Below are 22,035 nucleotides of genomic sequence, written 5' to 3' on the forward strand. Positions count from 1 at the left end.
TCAGTGGTACGATTTGGCATAGGCAGTCTCGTTTTGGTTGTGGTGTCGAATACCAGTAACCATAAGCCTTTGGCGCGAGATTGCCTACCCGTTTCTACAACAATAATGAAATTTCCGGGCTAGCCCCCCCTGGGGTCTGATGTCCGGCCCTGCGCGCGGGGCCATCACGGGGCAGCGGGAGGCCGACACCCGCGGGCTCATGGCCCCGCGCACGAGCTATGCGCGCGGGACGACACAGGTGCGCGCCCGCACCCACCCCTGCATGTCATCGACACTGAAGGCCAGGGCCGTGGGCCGGGCGGTTTCGAGTTGCTCGGGGCGATGAGCGCCATAGGCCACTGCGAGGCTATCGACCCCGGCGGCATGCGCCATGAGCACGTCGTGGGTGGTATCACCCACCATGAGCACGCGGCCGGGATCCAGCCGCAGTTCGTCGAGCAATTGCAGCAGCATGTCCGGATCGGGCTTGCCACGCGCCTCGTCCGCTGTTCTGGTCGCCTGAAACAGCGCCTGCAAGCCCAGCTGGTCGAGACTTGCATCCAGACCGACCCGGCTCTTGCCGGTGGCCACCCCAAGCACCACGCCGGCGGTGTGCAGCTCGTGCAGCAAATGGTCCTGCCCGCTGAACAACTGCACCTGGTGCAGCATGCGGGTGTGATGCACGCGATAGCGGGCAATGAACTGGTCCACGCGATCGGCCCCGAGCTCAGGTACCAGACGGTACAGCGCCGCCTGCAGGGACAGGCCGATGACCCAGCCTGCTTCGTCTGCAGGTGGCACGCGCAAGCCCAGATCGCGGCATGCGCCCTGCAGGGCGCCCACGATGTGGGCCGTGGAATCCATCAGGGTGCCGTCCCAGTCGAAGATGACTGCATCATAGGTCGCGACGGGAAGCAGGTCGGTGTCGTCGTGGGTGTTCATGGGGCATGGGCTCCGGTGGGATGCTCGCGTTCGAGCCGTTCGAGCAGGGCCTGGCAATCGGCCGGCAGAGGCGCCCGCAGAAGCAATGGCTGACCACTGACCGGGTGGGGAATGTCGAGCCGTGCGGCATGCAGGAACATGCGGCGAAACCCCTGGGCAAAGAGGGCCTGGCGCACGGCATCGGGGCCGTATTTCTCGTCTCCGGCAATCGGATGGCCATTCGCCGCAAGGTGCACACGGATCTGGTGCGTGCGGCCACTGCGCAACTCGGCATCGAGCAGGGAGTAGGCCCCCCCGTAACGCCGCTGCAGCGTGATGATGGTATGCGCCGCCTTGCCCTGCGCATCGACCCGGACACGCCGCTCGCCGGTGCGTGTCAGGTACCTGAGCAGGGGCAGGCGGATGTGCTGGCGCTGGTTGACCCAGTCGCCCACCACCAGCGCCAGATAATGCTTGCGCCCGCCGCCGGCACGCATCATCTCATGCAGGGCAACCAGGGCCCTGCGGCTGCGGGCGATGAGCAGCACCCCCGAGGTTTCGCGATCGAGCCGATGGGCCAGTTCGAGCATGCGTTCGGCCGGGCGCGCAGCCCGCAACTGTTCGATGACCCCGAACGAGATGCCGCTGCCGCCATGCACCGCAACGCCAGCAGGCTTGTCGATCACCAGCAGATGCTCATCTTCGTACAGGATGGGAAAATGGCCCGGGGGCACCGGCGCGCGCAGCCCGGCAGCCGGCAGCCGCAGGGGCGGGACCCGCACCTGATCACCCTGCACCAGGCGGACATCGGCCCGGCTGCGCCCCTTGTTCACCCGCACCTGACCATCCCGAATGGCCTTGTACAGATGGCTCTTGGGCACCCCCCTGCACTCGCGCAGCAGAAAGTTGTCGAGCCGCTGGCCCGCCTGTTCAGATCCGACCAGGAGGTGTCGTACGACCGGTTTGTCTGCCGTGGGGACGCCCATTTTGCGCATGTGGAAAAGCAGCCTATAATTGCATCAGCCTTGAATGGCCTGAAGTCGCCAAACGTAGAGACGCAGATCCTGTATCTCCGTTGTGCAGCAGTCTCATTGTACTGCCCGGCTTTCGGCCTACGGGTTCCGGGTCGCCGGCATGGTTCCGCGTCTGTCAAAGGTGGCAGCGGCAACCGTCAACCTGTCGTGTGCGACACTGCAAGTTTCTGCTCGCTCTTCTGCACCGGGTGCCGCTTTTACAGGGCATCCGTCGTTCCCAGCAAACAAGTTCCGTCAACCATCACCATCGTGACCCTGACCATCCTCCTGCTGACCGAACCCGGCGACTCTGTGCGCCGTGTGCCCCCACCCCTGATAGCGGGCACGGTCTGATCCTGCCCGCCTGTCTGTTGCAGACTGCCGTGTTTCACACCCCGTGACCCGTGGCCGTGCGTCGAACCCGACGTACCCTGACCACGGAGAATACCGCTCATGAAACGCATGTTGTTCAATGCGACGCACCAAGAAGAACTACGCGTCGCCATTGTCGATGGCCAGAAACTGATTGATCTGGATATCGAAACAGCCGGGCGCGAACAGCGCAAAGGCAATATATACAAAGGGGTGATCACTCGCATCGAGCCGGGCCTCGAGGCCTGTTTCGTCAATTATGGCGAAGAGCGCCACGGTTTCCTGCCGTTCAAGGAAGTGGCGCGCAGCTACTTCAAGGAAGGCGTCGATGTGCGCAACGCCCGCATCCAGGACGCCCTGGTCGAAGGCCAGGAACTGATCATCCAGGTCGAAAAGGAAGAGCGCGGCAACAAGGGGGCGGCACTCACCACCTTCATCTCGCTGGCTGGCCGCTATCTCGTGCTCATGCCGAACAACCCGCGTGGCGGTGGCGTCTCGCGCCGCATCGAGGGCGAAGAGCGCCAGGAACTGCGCGAGACCATGGACCAGCTCGAAATCCCCTCGGGCATGAGCATGATCGCCCGTACGGCAGGCATCGGTCGCAGTGTCGAAGAACTGCAATGGGACCTGAACTACCTGCTGCAACTCTGGAATGCCATCGACGCCGCAGCGCGCGAGAACCAGGCCCCCATCCTGATCTATCTCGAATCCAGCCTGGTCATCCGTGCAATCCGCGATTATTTTTCGCCCGACATCGGCGAAATCCTGATCGACACCGACGACATTCATGATCAGGCCGGCGCATTCATGAGCGTGGTCATGCCCGACAACGTCAGCCGCGTGAAGCGCTATCGCGACGACATCCCGCTGTTCTCGCGATTCCAGATCGAGCACCAGATCGAAACCGCCTATTCGCGTACGGTACAGTTACCTTCGGGTGGTGCCGTCGTCATCGATCACACCGAGGCCCTGGTCGCCATCGACGTCAACTCGGCGCGCTCGACCCGGGGTGCCGACATCGAAGAAACCGCGCTGCGCACCAATCTCGAGGCCGCCGACGAAGTGGCCCGTCAGCTGCGCCTGCGTGACCTCGGCGGGCTGATCGTGATCGACTTCATCGACATGGAAGACAGCAAGAACCAGCGCGCAGTCGAGCAGCGCCTGCGCGATGCCCTGCATTTCGACAGGGCGCGGGTGCAGATGGGCAAGATCTCGCGCTTCGGGCTGATGGAACTCTCGCGCCAGCGTCTGCGCCCGGCGCTCAATGAAGGCTCGCACGTCACCTGCCCGCGCTGCACGGGTACCGGGGTGATCCGCGATGCCGAATCCAGCGCGCTGCACGTGCTGCGCCTGCTGCAGGAAGAAGCCATGAAAGAAGGCACGGCGGCGCTGTACGCACAAGTGCCTGTCGATGTGGCCACCTTCCTGCTCAACGAAAAGCGGCGCGACATCAGCCAGATCGAAAACCGCCTCAAGGTCAATCTGGTGCTCATCCCCAACAAGGCACTCGAGACCCCGCACCACGAAATCGAGCGGCTGCGCCACGATGACCCGCGCCTGGACGAATCCAGGGCCAGCTTCGAGCGTGTTCAGGAGCCCGAACAGAGCACCCTGTGGCAACCCCATCGGGCGCAGGATACGGGCACCCGCCAGGAGGCCCTGGTCAAGAGCATACAGCCCGCCCAGCCCGCCCCGCCACACATCGAGCGCGCGGCGCGCCAGGCGCCGGCCGCCAGCAGCCAGCCAGCCGCTGCTGTGGCGGCCCCGGCCCCCGGCAGCAGCCTGATCCAGCGCATACTGGGCTGGTTTACAGCCGCCCCGGCCACACCGGCGCCTGCGGCAGCCGACGCGCCCGCCCCGAGCATCGAGACGCCCGCACGTGAAGCCACGAACGGCCAGCGCAGACGCAATTCAGGGCAACGCGGCGGGCGCCGCAACGAACGGCGCGACAATCGCCATGAAGGCCGCGCCGAGGCGGATGAGGCCGTCGCAACCCGTGACGCCGCCGGCAAGCCCCCTGCAGGCCGGCGCAGCGCGGCACGCCGCAGCCACCCGGAGGATGCCACCGAGCAGCATGGCACCACTGGCAACGGCAGCGCAGGCACCGCGCCCGACGCCGCAGCGGCATCCGAAACGGTCGGCGAACCCGCACGCCGTTCACGCGGCCGCCGCGGCCGCGGGCGTACGCGCCAGGACGAAAACGCGCTGGCAGGCACCCAGGGCTCGGCGGCGGTCACCCCCGAAGACGCCACGGCCGCCAGCGTCCTTGCCGCCACAGTCACGGCGGATGCCGTATCCACACCCCCGGTGGCGCAGGCCACTGGGCCAGCGCCAGAGACCGACATCATCCAGGCCGACGTGGCCGATGAAGCCACCGAGGTGGCCGGGCCCGCGCTGGACAACGATACGGAATCCGATATGGCATCCGATACGGATCGCAGCAAGCGTCGCCGTCGCCGCGGCCGGCGCAGCCGACGCACCACGGATGAAGCAGCCACGGACAACCTGGCCAGCACGAAAGCCGGTGTCAGCGGCAGCGAACAGCCGCTGCAGACGCACGAAACGCCATCCTTCGACCCCGAGGTGCTGCAGCCCGAACCTGCAGTGACCCACGCCGTCGCCATCATCCCTGCCGACGAGACCGCCGAAGCATCGGCAGTCGAGGCGCAGGCGAAGACCGGTGCCGACGCGCAGCGGGCAATCCCGGCCGAAGGGTCCGAAGACACGGCAGCCCAGGCGTCCCCTGAAACGGACTCCAGCGTGCCCGAAGACGCCGCAGCCGCAGTGCCAGTCACCACGGCCGAAGCCAGTGATGACCACGCCGACCGTGTCGTGACGGCGCACCGGGATGCCGTTCAAGAAGCGCCGGCAGCACCCGCGCCCGAAACAGTCGCTGCAGGTCCAGAAGTGGCGGTTCCTGCAGATGCTGCGCCTGCATCGGGCCAGGCCGAGATGCAGGTGGCGATGGTGGCAGAGGCCACGGAGCGGGCTGCCGCAGAAGTGGCTATCGCAGACGCGGCTGTTCCAGGCGCTACAGTGCAGATTGCGGCCGAAGCGGTCGTTGCAGACACTACAGAGCAAATCACGGCCGAAGCGGTCACCGCAGAGGCCACGGCAGGCGTCGAGGACGACGTCATGGCGGCCACCTCGGCTGGCGATGCGCCCGAGCAGGCTGAAGAGCCAGGCACCGCGCACAGCGATCCGAACGGCCATGCGGCCATCGTTGTCGACCAGCTCGAGTCCGTGCTGGCGGCAGCCGGCATGGAGATGGTCGAGACCCGCGAGGTAGCCTACGTGCCAGCGCCCCCTGCAAAGCCATTGGGTCGGGCGCGCAAACCCGCAGTCACGGCCCATGAAGAGCCCCTCGAGCAAGTGGAAACAACCCACTGAGGCTGCACGGGCGCCCGAACCCCGGCAGCAGGGTGACCAGAGCCTGGATGCCTTCCTGGACACCCTGTGGCTGGAAGACGGGCTGGCCGCCAATACACTGGCGGCCTACCGTCGCGATCTGAATACCTTTGCCCGCTGGCTGGCCGCCAGCGGACGGGGCAAGCTGGCACAGGCCCGCACACACGACATCCAGGCCTGGCTGGCCGCCGAACATGCCCATACCCGTACCAGTACGGCCAACCGGCGCCTGGCCACCCTGCGGCGCTATTTTGTCTGGGCCCTGCGCACCGGCCGCTGTGCGCAGGATCCCTGCCAGGGCCTGCAGGGCGCGCGCCAGGCCACCCGCTTCCCCAGGACCCTGTCCGAAGCCCAGGTCGAGGCCTTGCTGAACGCACCCGATACCGCGACCACACTGGGCCTGCGCGACCGGGCCATGCTGGAGACGCTGTATGCCACGGGCATGCGGGTCAGCGAGCTGGTCCAGCTGCAGGTGCAGCACACCAGCCTGAACGACAGCGTGATCCGCGTGGTCATGGGCAAAGGGGCAAAAGACCGGCTGGTGCCCCTGGGCGCGGAAGCGCGCCACTGGATCGAACAATACCTCGCCGCATCCCGCCCGGCACTGCTGGGCGCCCGATCCTGCGAGGCGCTGTTCGTGACCGCCCGGGCGGCTGCCATGACGCGGCAGGCGTTCTGGTTGCTGGTGCGCAAGTACGCCAGCCAGGCCGATATCCACGTCCCCTTGTCACCCCACGTGCTGCGCCATGCCTTCGCCACCCACCTGCTCAATCACGGGGCCGACCTGCGTGTCGTACAGATGCTGCTTGGCCATGCGGATATTTCCACCACGCAGATCTATACGCATGTGGCGCGCGAGCGGCTCAAGAGCCTGCACGCCCGGCATCATCCTCGTGGCTAGACACCGGCATGCAAGGCGGCCATCTGAACCGTCCATCGTCTGAACCGTCCAGCATGCACAACGCCCAAGACCCGACTGACACTCGAACATCATGCGCAAGTCCAATCACGTGTCCGAAACCCCTGCGAGCCACTGGTTGCGCCAGCAGGCAATCCCGTTCGATGAATTTCCCTACGACTACGTCGATCACGGCGGTGCCCATGAAGCCGCGCGACAATTGGGCCTGCCCCTGCACCAGCTGGCCAAGACGCTGATCATGGAGGACGAACGGGCGCGTCCTTTGATCGTGCTGATGCACGGCGACTGCGAGGTCTCGACAAAGAACCTCGCGCGCCAGATCGGCGTGAAAAAAGTGACCCCATGCAGCCCGCAGACCGCACAGCGCCACTCAGGCTATCAGGTGGGCGGAACCTCGCCATTTGCCACACGCAAGCACATGCCGGTCTGGGTCGAGGCCAGCCTGCTGGACTTCGACCAGATCTATCTGAATGGCGGCCGGCGGGGCTACCTGATCCGTGTGGCGAGCGCCGTATTGACCACGGCCCTGGGCGCACGTACCGTGCAGGTTGCCTTGCCCTGAAAACATCTGCCCGCCCCGGGCACGCCCCACGCTGCGCATGGCCGGGCGTGCCGCGAGGCCGGGCCATCGGGGTGCGTCACTTGACGTTGCGCTGGGTAAACGCCTTGAACTCGCTGGTCTTCGGGTTCGAGAACATCGCCTCGGGTTCGCCTGTTTCCCAGATAGTGCCCTCATTCATGAAAACCACCGTGCTGGCCACCCGCCGCGCGAAATTCATCTCGTGCGTCACCAGCATCATGGTCATGCCATCGCGCGCCAGTTGCTCGATGACCTCGAGCACCTCTTCGGTCAGTTCGGGATCGAGTGCCGACGTGACCTCGTCGAACAGCATCACGCGCGGCTCCATGGCCAGTGCCCGGGCAATGGCCACACGCTGCTGCTGCCCGCCCGACAGGCTGTCGGGGTATTCATCGATCTTGTCGAGCAGGCCGATGCGCTCGAGCACCTGCTCGGCCAGGCGGCGGTTGGCTGCCTTGTCGACCCGCTTGACCAGGCCGGGCGCCAGCATGATGTTCTCGGCCACGGACAGGTGCGGAAACAGGTTGTAGCTCTGGAACACGATGCCCACGTCTTCGCGCAGCGCACGCAAGCGGGCGGGTTCATAGCTCATCTCGTGGCCGGCCACCTCGATGCGCCCGCTGTCGATGACCTCGAGGCCGTTCAGGCAGCGCAGCAGCGTGCTTTTGCCCGAACCGCTGCGTCCCAGCAGCGCCACGACCTGACCGCGCTCGACCCGGAGGGACACCCCCTTGAGCACCTCATTCTGCCCGAACCGCTTGTGAACATTCTCAACCGTTACGATAGACACGCGACTTCCCCTCCAGGTAGCGACTGGCACGTGACATCGGATAGCAGATTGCCAGATAGATCAATGCCACAATGATGAAAACCTTGAACGGCTCGAAGGTCACATTGTTGACCAGCTGGCCGGCGCGCGTGAGCTCGATCACGCTGACAATGGACACGATCGAGGTATTCTTGACCAGCTGCACCAGAAAGCCCACCGTGGGCGGCAGGGCGATCTTGACGGATTGCGGCAGAATGACGTAGCGGTATTGCTGCATGCGGGTCAGCGCCAGCGACGCAGAGGCCTCCCATTGCTGCCGATGGACCGACTGGATCGCCCCACGCCAGATGTCACCCAGATAGGCGCTGGCATAGATCGACAGGGCCACGGAGGCCGCGATGACTGGCGGCAGGTCCAGCCCCGCCTGGGCGAGCCCGTAATACGACAGGAACAGCACCATCAGCACCGGAATCCCTTGTATCACCGAAATATAGAGCCGGGCGACCTCTTTGAGCACGATGTGGACAGAGACGCGCGCAATGGCCAGGCCCAGCGCCAGCACACCGCCAAGAATGGAGGCGATGAGGGTCAGCAGCAGCGTCCAGCCGGCGGATTCGATCAGGAACAGGAACTCCTGCATTCCAAAGGGCCGTATCATGACGATATCCTCTTCTGGGCGGTGCCTGCGGGCCACCAGGTTCGGCGCTGCCGGCGAGGCGTGAACAGGTAATGCCCCAACACGGTCAGCATGCCCTTGAGCAGCAGCGACAGCGCCAGATACATCAGTGAAGCGACAATGTAGATCTCGAAGCTGCGGTAGGTCAGCGACTGGATGGTGTAGGCCTCACCGCTGATCTCCTGTACCGAGATGAACGAACAGATGCTGGAGCCCAGCATCGTGAGGATGATCTGGCTGACCAGCGATGGCCAGATGCGCGCCACGGCCGGCTTGAGCATGATGTGCATGAAGACTTGCCAGCGGGTCAGCGAGAGCGACATGCCGGCCTCGATCTGCGAGCGGTGTATGGATTCGATCCCCGCCCGGAAGATTTCCGTACTGTAGGCGCCCAGATTGATGGTCAGTGCAAGCAGACCCGCATACACGGCCGAAAGCCGTATGCCGACCACCGGCAGGGCAAAGAAGATGATGTAGAGCTGTACCAGCAACGGGGTGTTTCTGATGGTCTCCACGTACAGGTCGACCAGCCATCGGCTGTAGCGCGGCAGCATGATGCGCGCCGTGCTCGCCAGCAAACCCAGGGCGCAGCCCAGGAACACCGCACCAAAGGACAGCTTGAGTGTCAGCCAGAAGGCATCCAGCAGCGCTGGCGTGTGCGCCAGAATGGGCGCGAATTGAAGATCGAAGGCCATTGGTAGAGATGCTCTGGATCGGTTGGACGGATTGCACGCCGCCTGCGGCAGACTGAAGGGCACCGCAATGCGGCGCACCCCGGAGAATGCTTCGTACAGAATGCGGGCCGGGATGCCTCTTTCGGTATCCCGGCCCCTGCGGGCATCAGAAGACCGGCATGTCCTTGGGCATCGGACGGCCGACCCATTTCATGGCAATGGCATCCAGCTCGCCATTGTTCTTGACGTACGACAGTGTCGTGTTGAGCCATTGCAGCAGTTCGAACGAACCCTGGCGCACAGCGATCGACTGGAAGTCATTGTGGAAGGAAAATTCGACCTTGATGTCGGCATCCGGCCGGGACTTGAGGACTTCGGTGTAAATCGTCTCCGGGATGGCCACCGCATCCACCTGCTGGGTCAGCAAGGCCTGCGTGGCGGTCAGGTCGTCATCGAAACGGGCCAGTTGCACGCCTTCCGGAGAGGCCTTGACCAGCGCGGACTCTTGCGGAGTGCCGCGCGCAATGGCCACCTTCTTGCCGACCAGGTCATCCATGCTGCTCATCGAATCGGCTTTGTGAGCGGCGATCACCAGGGGGAACACGTTGTACGAGCCCGTGAACCAGACGACCTTGGCGCGTTCGGGCGTGGCGCCCAGCGTGGCGATCATGAAGTCGGTCTTGCCGGCTTCGAGGGCCGGAATGCGTGCTGCCGTGGTATAGGTGGAAATCTCGGCCGGCACCCCGATGTATTCGGCGATCAGGTTGGCCAGGTCGACATCGAGGCCGCGTGGCGTGCCATCGGTATCCACGAAGCTGAACGGAGGCGCGCCACTGTTGACGCCGATCAGCACCTTGCCGCGCTTGACGATGTCGTTGATGGACTGCGCATTGGCCGCCGCACTCATGATCAGCATGACCGCAGCGACCATGGCCCCCAATGCGATATTCTTGATTGGTTTCATTGATGTCTCCTGAGAGAAACGTGTGGATGTGTTTCGTGGATCCGTCGAGTGATCCGGACCGCATGTTCAGTGTTCGATAGGCCATCCTCCATGACAGTATCGTTGGCTGCTGCTGCGCCCGCGCCTGCGCCTGCGCGCGGCGCGGCCAGCTACAGCCTGGGAATCATCAAGCCGCCGTCGATACCCAGAGAAATTCCGGTGGCAAATGGAATGGCCCCCGTGGCCAGACTGACCACCGTCTGGCCAATGTCTTCGGGCTCCCCCCAGCGCCGTACGGGCGATGCGCCCTCGTCGATGATCCTGCCGTATTTTTCCCGCACTTCAGCGGTCATGTCGGTACGAATCAGACCAGGCTGGATCTCGTACACCATGATGCCGGCTTCGGCCAACCGGACAGCAAAGAGCTTCGTCATCATGGACAGCCCCGTCTTGGAAATACAATACTCTCCTTTCTCGACCGAAACCAAGTGTGCGTTCGAAGAAGACAGGACCACGATGCTGCGATGGCGCCCCGCGGCTTCATCCGCCAGCATGCGCCGTGCCGCCAGCTGCGTCAGAAAGAAATTGCCGCGCAGGTTCACGCCCAGGATCTCGTCGAAGCGCTCTGGCGTGACCTCGAGCAGATCGCCACGCTTGCGCACCTGGACACCGGCGTTGTTCACCAGGCAATCGAGGCGGCCGAAAGCCCGATACGCCTGCTCCACGATATGCGGGTGCGAGCCCAGATCCGCGACATCGGCATGCACGAATTCGACCCGGGCACCCCGGCTGCGAACGCCATCCAGCGTGGCGGCGCCCGCCTCGTCCTGGACGATGTCGTTGAGCACCAGATCAAAGCCCGCACTGGCCAGACCATACGCAATCGCGCGCCCGATGCCGCGCCGGGCACCGGTGACGATCGCCACCCTGCGGTTTTCGGTTAATGTAGTCATTGGACCCTGCCAACAGGTATCTCATCGGCCTTGGGCACCGTGGTGACGTTGCTGGCCACGAAGCCATCGATTTCGTCCTCACCGTAGCCCAGCCGGGCCAGGATTTCGCGGCTGTGCTCACCGGCCGCCAAAGCGACCGTGTGCAGCGCGGGCACCTGCCCGTCATAGCGCAGCGGATGGTTGATCAACGTACCGGCCTGGCCATTGATCTCGATGTGGCGGAATACCTGGTTATGCAGGGCCTGGGGATCGTTGCGCAGATCGTCGTAATCCTGAACCGGGGCATACCACAGCCCCAGCGGATCGAAGGCGGCGCTGAGTTCGGCGAGCGAGAAACCCGCCACGGCCTGAGCGACCAGTTGGGCGTAGTGGTCGCGCGCCTGGAAGCGGTCGGTGTCGGCCAGCGCGAGCAAGGCTTCGCTCTGCAAGGCCTTGGCCAGCGTCACGGGATCCGAGTTGGAAATGGCCACAAACCCGTCGCGCGCCTTGTAGATGCCGTAGGGCGCCTGATGGAACCACGTCGCCAGGTGTTCGTCGTGCTCGAGCCTGTCGCGCCTGAAGCCCCCGGAAAGATAGCCCGTGAGCGCCTCTGCCTGCAGGTCTATGCCGGCGTTGAACAGGCTGCCTTCGACCCGAGTGCCCTGGCCGGTGGACAGACGCCGCACATAGGCCCCGAGTATGCCCATGGCCAGCAGCGCAGCCCCGTGCTGATCGACGGCGGCGCAGCCCACTGCGGTGGGCCGTGACGGCACGCCCGTGACCGCCATGAGACCCGTACGCGCCTGGATGAGGAGATCCTGCCCGGGTTTGTCTACCATGGGGCCGGTGCTGCCGAAACCGGTGGCTGAGGCATAGATCAGATCAGGCTTGCGCTGGCGCAGTTGTTCGTAGCCCAGACCCAGGCGGTCGAGCACGCCCGGGCGAAAGTTCTCGACCAGTACATCGACCGTCTCGATGAGGCGAAAGAAGATTTCGCGCCCTTGTGCCGACTTCAGGTTGAGGGTGAGACTGCGCTTGTTCTTGTTGGCGCACAGGTAGAACGCGCTGACGCCACCCACGTAGACATCGGCCCCCGACCAGTCACGCTCGTAGGCGCCCCCCAGGGGTTCGAGCTTGATGACGTCAGCCCCCATGTCGGCAAGATACTGCACAGCCCCCGGGCCCTGCAGATAGTGACAAAGACTCAGGATTTTCATTTCACCCAACATGGGATGGCCTCGCAATCGAAAATGTGGACTCAGGCTGTACAGGTATGAAGATAACTGCAATCGTTTTCATGTAACGATCATATTATTCTGAAATCATGCCAGTCAATATAGGGTTTTTCCTAGGAGATGCTCAGGAATGGATTAGGGAATAAAATGTAATCGATCACACATCTGCTATGCTTCATCGCAGAACATTGCCCCCGCCATGCCGCAATGAACGACCGGCGATGGCCACAGCCCCCAGGAGAACACCATGTCGTCCAACCCGACTCAAAGCCCGGCAGCCCTGCTGAACATCGGCGACCACGTCCGCTTTTCCAAGACCATCAGCGAAAGCGATGTCTATCTGTTTGCCGGCATCACGGGCGACCTGGCGCCCGTGCATGTCAATCAGGCGTACATGCAGGATTCCTTCTATGGCCAGCGCATCGCCCACGGTGTGCTGCTCATGGGGTTCATGTCCACGACCTCGTCCATGATGGTGGCGCGCTTGCCCAGCGAAGGGAAAACCGCCGTGCCGGTCTCGCTCGGCTATGATCGGGTGCGTTTCCTCAAGGCGGCCCTCATCGGTGACACCGTGACGGTCGATTACCGGATCATCGCCACCGACGAGAGCCGCGCGCGTACTACGGCCGAGATCAGCGTGCGCAACCAGCACGGCGATACGATTGCGGTTGCGCAGCACATTCTCAAATGGGTATCGAATGACCGCACGGACTGAATCTGCCGCCAGAACCCACCGGCCGGACACCCGGCGCACGTCTCTGAAAGATGTCGCCAGAGCGGCGGGGGTCTCCGTGGCCACGGCCTCGCGCGCGCTCTCGCAACCTGACATCGTCAATGATGCCACGCTCAGGCGGGTCCACGATGCGGCCAATGCGCTGGGCTATATGCCTGACGGGGCTGCGCGCGCCCTGCGTTCACGTCGCTCGCGGCTGATCGGCACGGTGCTGCCGACTCTGGATTACGCCATCTACAACAACTTGATTGCTGCATTGCAACAAATCCTGGGCGAGCACGGCTATTCCCTGCTGGTCACCTCGTCGGGCTACAACCACGCTGAAGAACTGCGGCAATCGCGCACCTTGATCGAGCGAGGCGTCGAGGGTCTCGTGCTGATCGGCGGCAATCATCATCCCGACCTCTGCAGCCTGCTCAAGGCCCGCAGGATTCCGGTGGTCGATACCTACGTCTACAGCCCCGACTCCGAGCGTTCCTGCGTGGGGTTCGACAACGAAACCGTGGTCGTCAAGGTCATCAACCATCTGGTGGACATCGGTCACACGCGCATTGCAATGATCGCCGGCATCACGCACGACAATGACCGCGCCAGCGACCGTGTCGAAGGCGTGCGCAAGGCACTGGCGGCACGCGGTCTGGGTCTGCCCGATCGCTACCTGATCGAAAAGCCCTACAAGATTGCAGCCGGGCGTCAGGCCCTGCGCTCGCTGCTGGCCGCCGACCCCATGCCCACGGCCGTGTTCTGTGGCTCGGATGTGCTGGCCTTCGGGGTGCTGGCCGAATGCGCCGAACAGGGCATCCGTGTGCCTGATGAACTGTCCGTGGTGGGCTTCGACAACCTGGAGTTCTGTGCCCATTTTCATCCCGGGCTGACCACGATCGAAGTGCCCGCAGCCACCATGGGCCAGGAAACCGGCCGCCACCTGATTGCACGGCTGTCCGGCAAGCCCGAGGTCGAGCACGTCGAACTCGAGGCCAATCTCATTTTGCGTGGCACTACAGGACCTCCGCCGCGATAGCCTGCGCCCCCCTGCCTGTGCCACCCAGCCGTTCCCCTGTTTTTACCGGAGTCCCCCAATGCCCTCTTCAAACTACCTGCCGCACGGTGTCGTTCCGGCCGTGCTCATGCCCTTCGATCCCGAAATGCGCATCGATGAAGCGGCCTATCGGCAGCACGTGCGCGATTGCGCAGAAACCGAAGGTGTCACGGCCCTGACCATCAACGGCCACGCCGCCGAAGTCCATGCCCTGTCTTTCGACGAGCAGCAGCGCGCCCTGGATCTCACCATGGACGTGGTGGGCCAGCGTACGCCCATCATCTGCGGCATCTATTCCGAAAGTACCCGGCACGCGCAGCAACTGGCCCGCATGGCCGCCGCAGGCGGGGCCGCCTGCCTGCTGGCCTTTCCGCCCAATGTGCTCATGTTCCACGGGGCCGACCGGCCCCAGCTGTTCATCGACTATTACAAGGCCCTGGCTGACGCCACCGACCTGCCCATCATCCTCTTCCAGTTCCCCAAATGGACGAACCTGCAGCTTTCGCTCGATACGCTGATCGAAGTCTGCGAGCGCGTGCCCCGCATCGTGGCCATCAAGGACCTCTGTTCCGACCCGGCCCTGCACGAAACGCAGGTGCGCAGGCTGCATGCCCTGTCACGCCCGATCCGCGTCATGACCACGCACTCCTCGTGGCTGCTCGGCTCCCTGCCGCTGGGCGTGGAGGGCATCATATCGGGCGCGGGCAGCGTCATCCCCAACCTGCAGGTCGCCTTGTTCGACGCATTCCAGAGCAACGACCTGGCGCGCGCCAGGCAGATCGGAGACCGCATCTACGCAGCCGTACAGGCATTCTACGAGCGCCCGTACATCGACTGGCAGGCGCGCATGAAAGAAGCCCTGGTCGCCCTGGGCCGGCTCGAGAACCCCGCCGTGCGCCCTCCCCTGCAATCCACAGGCGACCCCGCGCGCCTTCAGCACTGGCTCGACCAGGCCGGCCTCACGCCAGAGACCGTGTACGCGACGGTGTCCTGAGACGGTGCCCTGAATGAATGACACCCCACCAACGAAGAACGGCCCTGCAGCAGGCAGCAGGCAGAGCCCGGGCGACAGCCATGACTCAGGCGACAGGCAGAGCCCGGGAGGCAGCCAGGTTTCAAGTGACGGACCGGCCCCTGGCTGCAACCCGGCGCCGGGCGATGGCCTGATCCTCGCGGATACCCCTCGCCCTGGTGTCCTCGTGCTGCGGCTGAACCGACCGGACAAGGCCAACTCGCTGAGCACGGAACTCATCGTCACGTTGTGCGGACATCTGGATGCGGCACAGCGCGATCCAGAGATCGGCGCCGTGGTCCTTACGGGCTCCGAGCGTATCTTCTCTGCAGGCGCTGATATTTCCGGGATGGTCGAACGGGGTGTGGACTGGTACCGCGATCCCGAGCGCCTGGGGCGCTGGCAGTCCATCCAGCAATTCTCCAAGCCCCTGATCGCGGCCGTGAACGGCCCCGCCATCGGTGGCGGCTGCGAACTGGCCATGCTGTGCGACATGATCATTGCGGGCGAGAATGCCCGCTTCGGCCAGGGCGAGATCAACATCGGCGTGATCCCTGGAGACGGCGGCACCCAGCGCCTGCCACGCACCGTGGGCAAGTCGCTGGCCATGTATCTGGTGCTCACAGGCGACCTGATCCCGGCGCACAGGGCCTGTGAGGCCGGCCTCGTGCTCGAGGTCGTGCCGGTCGACCAGACCCTGGGGCGCGCCATCGAGATCGCCGCACGCATCACGCGCCACGCGCCGATTTCGGTGCAGCGTGCGAAACGGTCGGTGCTGGCAGCGTTCGAGCTCCCGCTGGAAGAAGGTCTGGCCTTCGAACAGCAGCAGGTCATCGAACTTTTCAAGACGCACGACCGGCTCGAGGGAATGCAGGCTTTTCTGGAAAAACGCGCACCAAAGTATCGCGGATCGTGAGCGGGGCCGAGCATTTGGCCACCCGCGAGGCCGCAAAGCTCTACCGTGCAAGCGATTTTGAGCGGATCTGCGCAGCGATCATCAACCATGCCGCCCACTGCAGCGCTACCCGGAAATTTCGAACAACTGGGCTACTTGTCGCTGTCCTGCGAACGGTGCGCGACGCTCACGTTTTTTCCTGCAAAATAGCCACCTATGGCGCCAGAGATCAAGCCTGCACCGATCTTCATGATGTCAAGCACGAGTGCAGTGGCTCCGCTTACAATCGAGAACCCACAAAACAGCAAAATCACCACAAGGCAGACGGCCACAAAAATGTAGCGATTTTTGAGTATGCGGCTGTACTGAGCCCGGTTGTCCTGTCGATCTTTTGCTTGGGCGTCGATACTCGCTAGCGCGATCTGAAGATTTGCATCATTTTGCTGCGCTTGATTCTGCGCCTCCAAAATGCGCGCCTCCGCTTCCTTTTCCTGGGCACGAAAAAAATGCTCAAGCCCAGCTCTATCGGGCAGCTTCAGCCCAGCCTGTTGGCGCGGCTCTTGAGGATCAGCTACTTTAGACGCCTGGCACTAAACGCGCCTTAGAGAACTTGACTCGAAACGAGCCAAACGAGGCGCCGCCAGGTGCAGGCGGGCAGAACGTCGAGGAAACCACATCTTGCGGGCGTTCGCGCATAATGCGCACAAACTCCTGGGCGCTGATGACCTCTGTGTCCGTGATTTTTGCCTCAATCGGCGAGGGCGATCCTCTGGATGGCCTCACGCCAAATCCATGTGTCTTATACATGATCACCTCTCCTTGCGATTGGCACGCACTGTTGCATCACCTTCCAAATAATCATAGCCGTAAGGGAATTTTCCAGCAATGAGACAAGACCTTGTTCTGATCAGGAGCGCGGCAAACCACGTCCCTCAGGGCGTGGAAAGACACTTTTCGTTATCCCCACACCAAACAGATCAAGCTCGATCAGACCAATAGCCGCGTCTTCCTGCCCAAGTCGGGCTGGCTGCACTACCATTGGCGCCTCCTGCAGGAATCGAACCTGCAATCTTCCCTTAGGAGGGGAAAGTTATATCCATTTAACTAAGGAGGCCCAGGCTCGGTGCCAAAGCGGCGCAGGCCCGACATTATAAAGGACTGCACCGGGAAACGGCTTTCGATATACTCACAGCCTGTCCACCCACAGGATAGACATCGTGCATATCAAGAGCCAGAAGGACTTTTTCTCGGGCTTGTTGTTCATCGTGCTGGCGGCGGGCTTTGGCTGGGGTGCCCTGGGCTACCGTCTGGGGACCAGCGCCCACATGGGGCCCGGGTATTTTCCACTGCTGTGCAGCATCCTGCTGGCCCTGATCGGGCTCATCCTGTGCATCAGGGCCATTGCGCTGCGCCAGCCGGATGAACCCATCGGGCGCTGGCGCTGGTGGCCCGTGCTGCATGTGGTTCTGGCCAATGTGCTGTTCGGCATTCTTCTGGGCGGCTGGCCGGCCCTGGGGATCCCGGCCTTTGGCCTGTTGTTCGCGACCTTCGTACTGATCGTGGTCGCCGCGCGGGCCGGGCACGAATTCCGTTGGCGCGAAGCCCTGATCCTGGCCACCGCGCTCACTGCAGGCAGCTGGCTGGTGTTCGTATGGGGCCTGGGCATGCCATTTCTGACGTGGCCACCGTTTCTGGGCACCTGACGCCCCGACACACCCTCCAGGACACACCCCATGGACATCTTCGAACACCTGGCGCTCGGATTCAGCGTTGCCCTGACCTGGCACAACCTGGCCTACGCCTTCATCGGTTGCCTGCTGGGCACGCTGATCGGCATCCTGCCCGGCCTGGGGCCCACAGCCACCATTGCCATCCTGCTGCCCGGTACCTTCGCCCTCGACCCCACCTCTGCACTCATCATGCTGGCCGGCATCTACTACGGGGCAGCCTACGGCGGCTCGACCACGTCCATTCTGGTCAACCTGCCGGGTGAAATCTCGTCGGTGGTGACCGTGCTCGATGGCTACCAGATGGCGCGCAAGGGCCGGGCCGGCCCGGCTTTGACGGCGGCCGCCGTAGGCTCCTTCGTGGCCGGCTGCTTCGGCACCGTGGTCATTGCTGCCTTCGCCGGGCCGCTGACCGAGCTGGCCTTCAAGTTCGGGCCGGCCGAGTACTTTTCACTGATCGTGCTCGGCCTGCTCGGTTCGATCGTCCTGGCCTCCGGATCCATCGTCAAGGCACTCGGCATGATCGTGCTGGGGCTGTTGCTGGGCATGATGGGCACCGACATCAATTCGGGTGTGCAGCGCTACAGCTTCGGCATCCCGCAGATGGCCGACGGCATCGATTTCGTGGTCATCGCCATGGGGCTGTTCGGCTATGGTGAAATCATCTCCAACCTGTCCCAGCCCGATGTCCGGCGCGATGTCTTCAAGGTGCGGCTGGCCAATCTCTACCCCAGCCGCACAGACTGGCGCCGCATGACACCGGCAATCGGCCGTGGCACCCTGATCGGCGCCTTTCTTGGCATCCTGCCGGGCGGCGGAGCCGTGCTGTCCTCGTTCGCGGCCTATACCGCCGAGAAAAAAATCCGCCTCGAGCCGGGCGAAGAACGGTTCGGCGAGGGCAACATCCGGGGCGTGGCCGCCCCCGAATCGGCCAACAATTCGGGCTCGCAGACGGCCTTCATCCCGCTGCTCACGCTGGGCCTGCCGCCCAACAGCGTCATGGCCCTGATGGTCGGTGCCATGATCATGCACAACATCCAGCCGGGGCCCCAGGTCATGACCAGCAACCCCGAACTGTTCTGGGGCCTGATTGCATCCATGTGGATCGGCAATGCCATCCTGGTGGTGCTGAACCTGCCGTTGGTGGGCCTGTGGGTCAAGCTGCTCACCCTGCCATACCGCTGGCTGTTCCCGGCGATCGTGCTGTTCTGTGCACTGGGCGCCTATTCGCTGAGCAACAGCACCTGGGATGTCTGGATGCTGGGCTGGTTCGGGATCATCGGCTACGTGTTCATCCGCCTGGGGCTCGAACCGGCCCCCCTGCTGCTGGCGCTCATCCTCGGGCCCATGATGGAAGAAAACCTGCGCCGGGCGCTGCTGCTGTCGCGCGGCGACTGGAGCGTGCTGGTCACCCGGCCGATCTCGGCCAGCCTGCTGCTGGTCGCGCTCGCCCTGCTGGTGGCGCTTGTCCTGCCATCGCTGCGCAAGAAGCGCGCCGAGGCCTTTGTGGAGGAATGATCCGGCCCGCCCACGGCTCCGGTGCCAAGTGCATGGGCCAGACGCCTGATCCGTACACGGCCCCGTGCCCACCCTGCGGGCGCGGTACTATATGCGCTTGCACAAGCTGGTGCCGGGTCTTTCACGCGCGGGCCATGTCAGCAAGGACCACATGATGAATGCAGTCTGGCGCAAGAGCCTCTGGGTGATGCTGGGAGCCTCCCTGATCATCTTCCTCTCCATGGGCACACGCCACGGGTTTGGCCTTTTCCTGTTTCCCATGAGCCAGGAGTTCGGCTGGGGGCGCGAGGTGTTTGCCTTTGCCATGGCGCTGCAGAACCTCGCCTGGGGGCTCGCTCAGCCTTTCGCGGGCGCGCTGGCCGACCGGCTGGGCGCACGGCGCACCATCGTGCTGGGGGGCCTGCTGTATTCGAGCGGCCTGATACTCATGGGCTTTGCCGATACCCCCCTGTCACTGTCACTGAGCGCCGGGCTGCTCATCGGCCTGGGCCTCTCGGGCACCTCGTTCTCGGTCATACTCGGGGTGGTGGGCCGGGCCCTGCCACCCGAAAAACGCAGCATGGGCATGGGCATCGCCTCGGCCGCCGGCTCACTCGGGCAGTTCGCCATGCTGCCCGGCACGCTGGGCCTGATCGAGTGGCTGGGCTGGGCGGCCGCACTGGTCGTGCTGGGCGTACTCTCCACGCTCATGATGCCGCTGACCGCGATGGTCAAGGACAAGCCCCTCGCCAACACGAGCGGCCGCAAAGAGCAGACGCTGGGCGAAGCCCTGCATGAAGCCTGTCATCACTCGGGTTTCTGGCTGCTGTCGTTCGGCTTCTTCGTCTGCGGTTTTCAGGTCGTCTTCATCGGCGTGCACCTGCCTTCCTATCTGGTGGATCGCAACCTGCCCATTGTCGTGGCCACCACCGCACTGGCCCTGGTGGGCCTGTTCAATGTCTTCGGCACCTACATTGCAGGCTGGCTGGGGGGCCGCTATTCCAAGCCGCGCCTGCTCAGCGGGGTCTATCTGCTGCGGGCGCTGGTCATTACCCTGTACATCGCCCTGCCGGTCACCGCCTGGACCACCTACGCGTTCGGCATCGGCATGGGCCTGCTCTGGCTGTCCACGGTCCCCCTCACCAATGGGGCGGTAGCCACCATGTTCGGCGTGCGCAACCTGTCCATGCTGGGTGGCATCGTCTTTCTGTTCCACCAGCTGGGTTCCTTCCTGGGGGGCTGGCTGGGGGGCTATCTGTTCGACCAGACAGGCAGCTATGATATGGTCTGGTATATTTCAATCGTCCTGAGTTTCGTGGCTGCAGCACTGAACTGGCCCATACGCGAACAGCCAGTCCTCAGGCTGCAAGGGGTTCCTGCATGATGCGCAAATCATGGCTGATCGCTGCCGTAGGTACCGGCCTGGGGGCCATCGCCCTGCTTGGCCTGATCGGCTGGCGCGCCGCCGGGCTGGGTCTGCTGCAGGCGGGGCTGCCGGGCTGCGGCTGAGGGCTGGCGAATGGCTGCCCCCCTTCCCGGGCCTCGTCTTGCGGTCGCGCATGTCGTCCGTGCCGCGCTGGCCCTGCTGCTGTGCACTGTGTTGCCGGTCAGCCAGGCAGACAACGCCGGCCGTTTGCCGGCCGATGCGCCTGCACCCTTTGTCGTCCAGCCACGGGGCACCTTTCAGTACCCATGGGCCCTGGCTTTCCTGCCCGATGGCCGCCTGCTGCTCACCGAGCGCGGGGGCCGGATGCACCTGGTCACACAAGAAGGCCAGCGGCAGGCCATCGATGGCGTTCCGGCGGTCTACGCCCACGGCCAGGCCGGCCTGCACGACATCGTGCCATCACCCGATTTCAATGACGACCGCCAGGTTTATTTCACCTTTGTAGAGCCCGCGTTCCAGGGGGGCGCGCTGGTGCTGACGCGGGCCGAACTCGATGAGTCCGGGCCGGGGATCCATCTTCAGGGCGTTGAAATCCTGTGGCGCCAGAATCGCCCCGGGCGCAAGGGTCATCCAGGCGCCCGGATTGCCTTTGCGCCCGACGGCGGGCATCTGTTCCTTACGGTGGGCGAGCGCCAGGAAGCCGACACGGCACAAGAGCCTGACCTCGGGCGTGGCAAGGTCCTGCGCCTGCTGCGCGACGGTGCGGTACCCGCGGACAACCCCATGGCCGATGCCCAGGGCGTGCGCGCGCAGACCTGGACCACGGGCCATCGCAATCCCTACGGGTTGGCGTTCGCACCAAACGGCGATCTGTGGCTGCATGAAATGGGGCCACGCGGTGGCGACGAGCTGAACCTCATCGAACCCGGCAAGAACTACGGCTGGCCACTGGTCTCGAACGGCGATCACTACAGCGGCGTGCCCATTGCCCGGCACGCCACCCGACCAGAATTCCAGGCCCCCGCCCTGCACTGGACGCCGGTGATCGCGCCGGCAGGCATGGCCTTCTACACCGGCGCCCTGTTCCCCGACTGGGAAGGCTCGGCGCTGATCGGCGGCCTCATGGCCCAGGGCCTGGTGCGCGTTGCAGTGGATGCCCAGGGCGGTGCCCGGCAGGTCAACCGCTGGAGCCTGGGTGAGCGCATCCGCGACCTTGCCGTGGCCCCCGACGGCGCAGTCTGGGTGATCGAAGATGGCCCACAGGGCCGCCTGCTCCGGCTGGCCCCACCGTAGTCCAACGCCGCTGACGCCACCACAGTTCAAC

The 22,035-nt window shown here is 64.2% G+C and carries 21 protein-coding genes and 1 tRNA gene; 12 read left to right on the top strand and 10 right to left on the bottom strand.

Annotated elements, in window-relative coordinates; all coding sequences use genetic code 11:
• Positions 1 to 216 precede the first annotated feature (216 nt).
• Positions 217 to 921 carry an HAD-IA family hydrolase gene (locus WCY17_RS11795; RefSeq protein ID WP_372702387.1) on the bottom strand — a complete coding sequence of 235 codons (705 nt, stop codon included), beginning with the start codon at positions 919 to 921 and terminating at the stop codon, positions 217 to 219.
• A complete protein-coding gene (locus WCY17_RS11800) occupies positions 918 to 1,895 on the bottom strand; it encodes an RluA family pseudouridine synthase (RefSeq protein WP_372702388.1) in 978 nt (325 codons plus the stop codon). The genes WCY17_RS11795 and WCY17_RS11800 overlap by 4 nt, the downstream gene beginning before the upstream one ends.
• A 471-nt stretch (positions 1,896 to 2,366) precedes the next feature.
• Between WCY17_RS11800 and WCY17_RS11805 the strand changes: the two genes are divergently transcribed.
• The 3 genes from WCY17_RS11805 (at position 2,367) to WCY17_RS11815 (ending at position 7,174) form a co-directional block, all read left to right on the top strand.
• Entirely contained in the window at positions 2,367 to 5,675 is a 3,309-nt protein-coding gene (locus tag WCY17_RS11805; RefSeq protein ID WP_372702389.1) for an Rne/Rng family ribonuclease, read from the top strand.
• Entirely contained in the window at positions 5,638 to 6,594 is a 957-nt protein-coding gene (xerD, locus tag WCY17_RS11810; protein ID WP_372702390.1) for a site-specific tyrosine recombinase XerD, read from the top strand. The genes WCY17_RS11805 and xerD overlap by 38 nt, the downstream gene beginning before the upstream one ends.
• A gap of 91 nt (positions 6,595 to 6,685) precedes the next feature.
• Positions 6,686 to 7,174 carry an aminoacyl-tRNA deacylase gene (locus tag WCY17_RS11815; protein WP_372702391.1) on the top strand — a complete coding sequence of 163 codons (489 nt, stop codon included), beginning with the start codon at positions 6,686 to 6,688 and terminating at the stop codon, positions 7,172 to 7,174.
• A gap of 76 nt (positions 7,175 to 7,250) precedes the next feature.
• Here WCY17_RS11815 and WCY17_RS11820 read toward each other — a convergent pair whose 3' ends face one another.
• The 6 genes from WCY17_RS11820 to WCY17_RS11845 form a co-directional block, all read right to left on the bottom strand.
• A complete protein-coding gene (locus tag WCY17_RS11820) occupies positions 7,251 to 7,982 on the bottom strand; it encodes an amino acid ABC transporter ATP-binding protein (protein WP_372702392.1) in 732 nt (243 codons plus the stop codon).
• Entirely contained in the window at positions 7,963 to 8,619 is a 657-nt protein-coding gene (locus WCY17_RS11825) for an amino acid ABC transporter permease (protein ID WP_372702393.1), read from the bottom strand. The genes WCY17_RS11820 and WCY17_RS11825 overlap by 20 nt, the downstream gene beginning before the upstream one ends.
• Entirely contained in the window at positions 8,616 to 9,332 is a 717-nt protein-coding gene (locus tag WCY17_RS11830; protein ID WP_372702394.1) for an amino acid ABC transporter permease, read from the bottom strand. The genes WCY17_RS11825 and WCY17_RS11830 overlap by 4 nt, the downstream gene beginning before the upstream one ends.
• A 145-nt stretch (positions 9,333 to 9,477) precedes the next feature.
• Positions 9,478 to 10,275: a transporter substrate-binding domain-containing protein gene (locus WCY17_RS11835; RefSeq protein ID WP_372702395.1), complete on the bottom strand. Its 798-nt coding sequence runs from the start codon at positions 10,273 to 10,275 to the stop codon at positions 9,478 to 9,480.
• Between the two features lie 149 nt (positions 10,276 to 10,424).
• Positions 10,425 to 11,207, bottom strand: coding sequence for a 3-ketoacyl-ACP reductase (locus WCY17_RS11840; RefSeq protein WP_372702396.1), 783 nt, complete (start codon positions 11,205 to 11,207; stop codon positions 10,425 to 10,427).
• Complete coding sequence (locus tag WCY17_RS11845) at positions 11,204 to 12,415, bottom strand: CaiB/BaiF CoA transferase family protein (protein WP_372702397.1); 1,212 nt, start codon at positions 12,413 to 12,415, stop codon at positions 11,204 to 11,206. The genes WCY17_RS11840 and WCY17_RS11845 overlap by 4 nt, the downstream gene beginning before the upstream one ends.
• A gap of 253 nt (positions 12,416 to 12,668) precedes the next feature.
• On the opposite strand from WCY17_RS11845, the gene WCY17_RS11850 reads away from it, so the two are divergent.
• From WCY17_RS11850 to WCY17_RS11865, 4 genes are all read left to right on the top strand, one after another.
• Entirely contained in the window at positions 12,669 to 13,136 is a 468-nt protein-coding gene (locus tag WCY17_RS11850) for a MaoC family dehydratase (protein ID WP_372702398.1), read from the top strand.
• Positions 13,120 to 14,175, top strand: coding sequence for a substrate-binding domain-containing protein (locus WCY17_RS11855; protein WP_372702399.1), 1,056 nt, complete (start codon positions 13,120 to 13,122; stop codon positions 14,173 to 14,175). Before WCY17_RS11850 ends, WCY17_RS11855 begins: the two co-directional genes overlap by 17 nt.
• A 58-nt stretch (positions 14,176 to 14,233) precedes the next feature.
• Positions 14,234 to 15,187 carry a dihydrodipicolinate synthase family protein gene (locus tag WCY17_RS11860; protein WP_372702400.1) on the top strand — a complete coding sequence of 318 codons (954 nt, stop codon included), beginning with the start codon at positions 14,234 to 14,236 and terminating at the stop codon, positions 15,185 to 15,187.
• Between the two features lie 205 nt (positions 15,188 to 15,392).
• Positions 15,393 to 16,121 (top strand): enoyl-CoA hydratase-related protein, encoded by a 729-nt coding sequence (locus WCY17_RS11865; RefSeq protein WP_372702401.1) that lies wholly within the window; start codon positions 15,393 to 15,395, stop codon positions 16,119 to 16,121.
• A 131-nt stretch (positions 16,122 to 16,252) separates the two neighbouring features.
• Here WCY17_RS11865 and WCY17_RS11870 read toward each other — a convergent pair whose 3' ends face one another.
• Both WCY17_RS11870 and WCY17_RS11875 read right to left on the bottom strand, forming a co-directional pair.
• Complete coding sequence (locus WCY17_RS11870; RefSeq protein ID WP_372702402.1) at positions 16,253 to 16,567, bottom strand: hypothetical protein; 315 nt, start codon at positions 16,565 to 16,567, stop codon at positions 16,253 to 16,255.
• Positions 16,568 to 17,139: 572 nt separating this feature from the next.
• Positions 17,140 to 17,214, bottom strand: a tRNA-Arg gene (locus tag WCY17_RS11875).
• Between the two features lie 103 nt (positions 17,215 to 17,317).
• Here WCY17_RS11875 and WCY17_RS11880 point away from each other — a divergent pair.
• The 5 genes from WCY17_RS11880 to WCY17_RS11900 all read left to right on the top strand — a co-directional run bounded on the left by WCY17_RS11880 (position 17,318) and on the right by WCY17_RS11900 (position 22,004).
• Positions 17,318 to 17,803, top strand: coding sequence for a tripartite tricarboxylate transporter TctB family protein (locus tag WCY17_RS11880; RefSeq protein WP_372702403.1), 486 nt, complete (start codon positions 17,318 to 17,320; stop codon positions 17,801 to 17,803).
• A 30-nt stretch (positions 17,804 to 17,833) separates the two neighbouring features.
• Positions 17,834 to 19,345, top strand: a complete 1,512-nt coding sequence (locus WCY17_RS11885; RefSeq protein ID WP_372702404.1) for a tripartite tricarboxylate transporter permease — start codon at positions 17,834 to 17,836, stop codon at positions 19,343 to 19,345.
• Positions 19,346 to 19,499: 154 nt separating this feature from the next.
• A complete protein-coding gene (locus WCY17_RS11890) occupies positions 19,500 to 20,708 on the top strand; it encodes an MFS transporter (protein WP_372702430.1) in 1,209 nt (402 codons plus the stop codon).
• The gene (locus WCY17_RS11895) at positions 20,705 to 20,833 is read left to right on the top strand and encodes a hypothetical protein (protein WP_372702405.1); all 129 of its coding nucleotides are present in this window, start codon (positions 20,705 to 20,707) and stop codon (positions 20,831 to 20,833) included. The genes WCY17_RS11890 and WCY17_RS11895 overlap by 4 nt, the downstream gene beginning before the upstream one ends.
• 10 nt (positions 20,834 to 20,843) lie before the next feature.
• Positions 20,844 to 22,004 carry a PQQ-dependent sugar dehydrogenase gene (locus WCY17_RS11900; RefSeq protein ID WP_372702406.1) on the top strand — a complete coding sequence of 387 codons (1,161 nt, stop codon included), beginning with the start codon at positions 20,844 to 20,846 and terminating at the stop codon, positions 22,002 to 22,004.
• Positions 22,005 to 22,035 lie beyond the last annotated feature (31 nt).

It is taken from the genome of Castellaniella sp., from assembly GCF_041677825.1.
Taxonomy (GTDB): domain Bacteria; phylum Pseudomonadota; class Gammaproteobacteria; order Burkholderiales; family Burkholderiaceae_B; genus Castellaniella.

Excerpts from the sequence above, each read along its gene's own strand:
- WCY17_RS11795 (WP_372702387.1), bottom strand. The coding sequence starts at position 921 with ATGAACACCCACGACGACACCGACCTGCTTCCCGTCGCGACCTATGAT.
- WCY17_RS11800 (WP_372702388.1), bottom strand. The coding sequence starts at position 1,895 with ATGCGCAAAATGGGCGTCCCCACGGCAGACAAACCGGTCGTACGACAC.
- WCY17_RS11805 (WP_372702389.1), top strand. The coding sequence starts at position 2,367 with ATGAAACGCATGTTGTTCAATGCGACGCACCAAGAAGAACTACGCGTC.
- xerD (WP_372702390.1), top strand. The coding sequence starts at position 5,638 with ATGAAGAGCCCCTCGAGCAAGTGGAAACAACCCACTGAGGCTGCACGG.
- WCY17_RS11815 (WP_372702391.1), top strand. The coding sequence starts at position 6,686 with ATGCGCAAGTCCAATCACGTGTCCGAAACCCCTGCGAGCCACTGGTTG.
- WCY17_RS11825 (WP_372702393.1), bottom strand. The coding sequence starts at position 8,619 with ATGATACGGCCCTTTGGAATGCAGGAGTTCCTGTTCCTGATCGAATCC.
- WCY17_RS11830 (WP_372702394.1), bottom strand. The coding sequence starts at position 9,332 with ATGGCCTTCGATCTTCAATTCGCGCCCATTCTGGCGCACACGCCAGCG.
- WCY17_RS11835 (WP_372702395.1), bottom strand. The coding sequence starts at position 10,275 with ATGAAACCAATCAAGAATATCGCATTGGGGGCCATGGTCGCTGCGGTC.
- WCY17_RS11840 (WP_372702396.1), bottom strand. The coding sequence starts at position 11,207 with ATGACTACATTAACCGAAAACCGCAGGGTGGCGATCGTCACCGGTGCC.
- WCY17_RS11845 (WP_372702397.1), bottom strand. The coding sequence starts at position 12,415 with ATGTTGGGTGAAATGAAAATCCTGAGTCTTTGTCACTATCTGCAGGGC.
- WCY17_RS11850 (WP_372702398.1), top strand. The coding sequence starts at position 12,669 with ATGTCGTCCAACCCGACTCAAAGCCCGGCAGCCCTGCTGAACATCGGC.
- WCY17_RS11855 (WP_372702399.1), top strand. The coding sequence starts at position 13,120 with ATGACCGCACGGACTGAATCTGCCGCCAGAACCCACCGGCCGGACACC.
- WCY17_RS11860 (WP_372702400.1), top strand. The coding sequence starts at position 14,234 with ATGCCCTCTTCAAACTACCTGCCGCACGGTGTCGTTCCGGCCGTGCTC.
- WCY17_RS11885 (WP_372702404.1), top strand. The coding sequence starts at position 17,834 with ATGGACATCTTCGAACACCTGGCGCTCGGATTCAGCGTTGCCCTGACC.
- WCY17_RS11890 (WP_372702430.1), top strand. The coding sequence starts at position 19,500 with ATGAATGCAGTCTGGCGCAAGAGCCTCTGGGTGATGCTGGGAGCCTCC.
- WCY17_RS11895 (WP_372702405.1), top strand. The coding sequence starts at position 20,705 with ATGATGCGCAAATCATGGCTGATCGCTGCCGTAGGTACCGGCCTGGGG.
- WCY17_RS11900 (WP_372702406.1), top strand. The coding sequence starts at position 20,844 with ATGGCTGCCCCCCTTCCCGGGCCTCGTCTTGCGGTCGCGCATGTCGTC.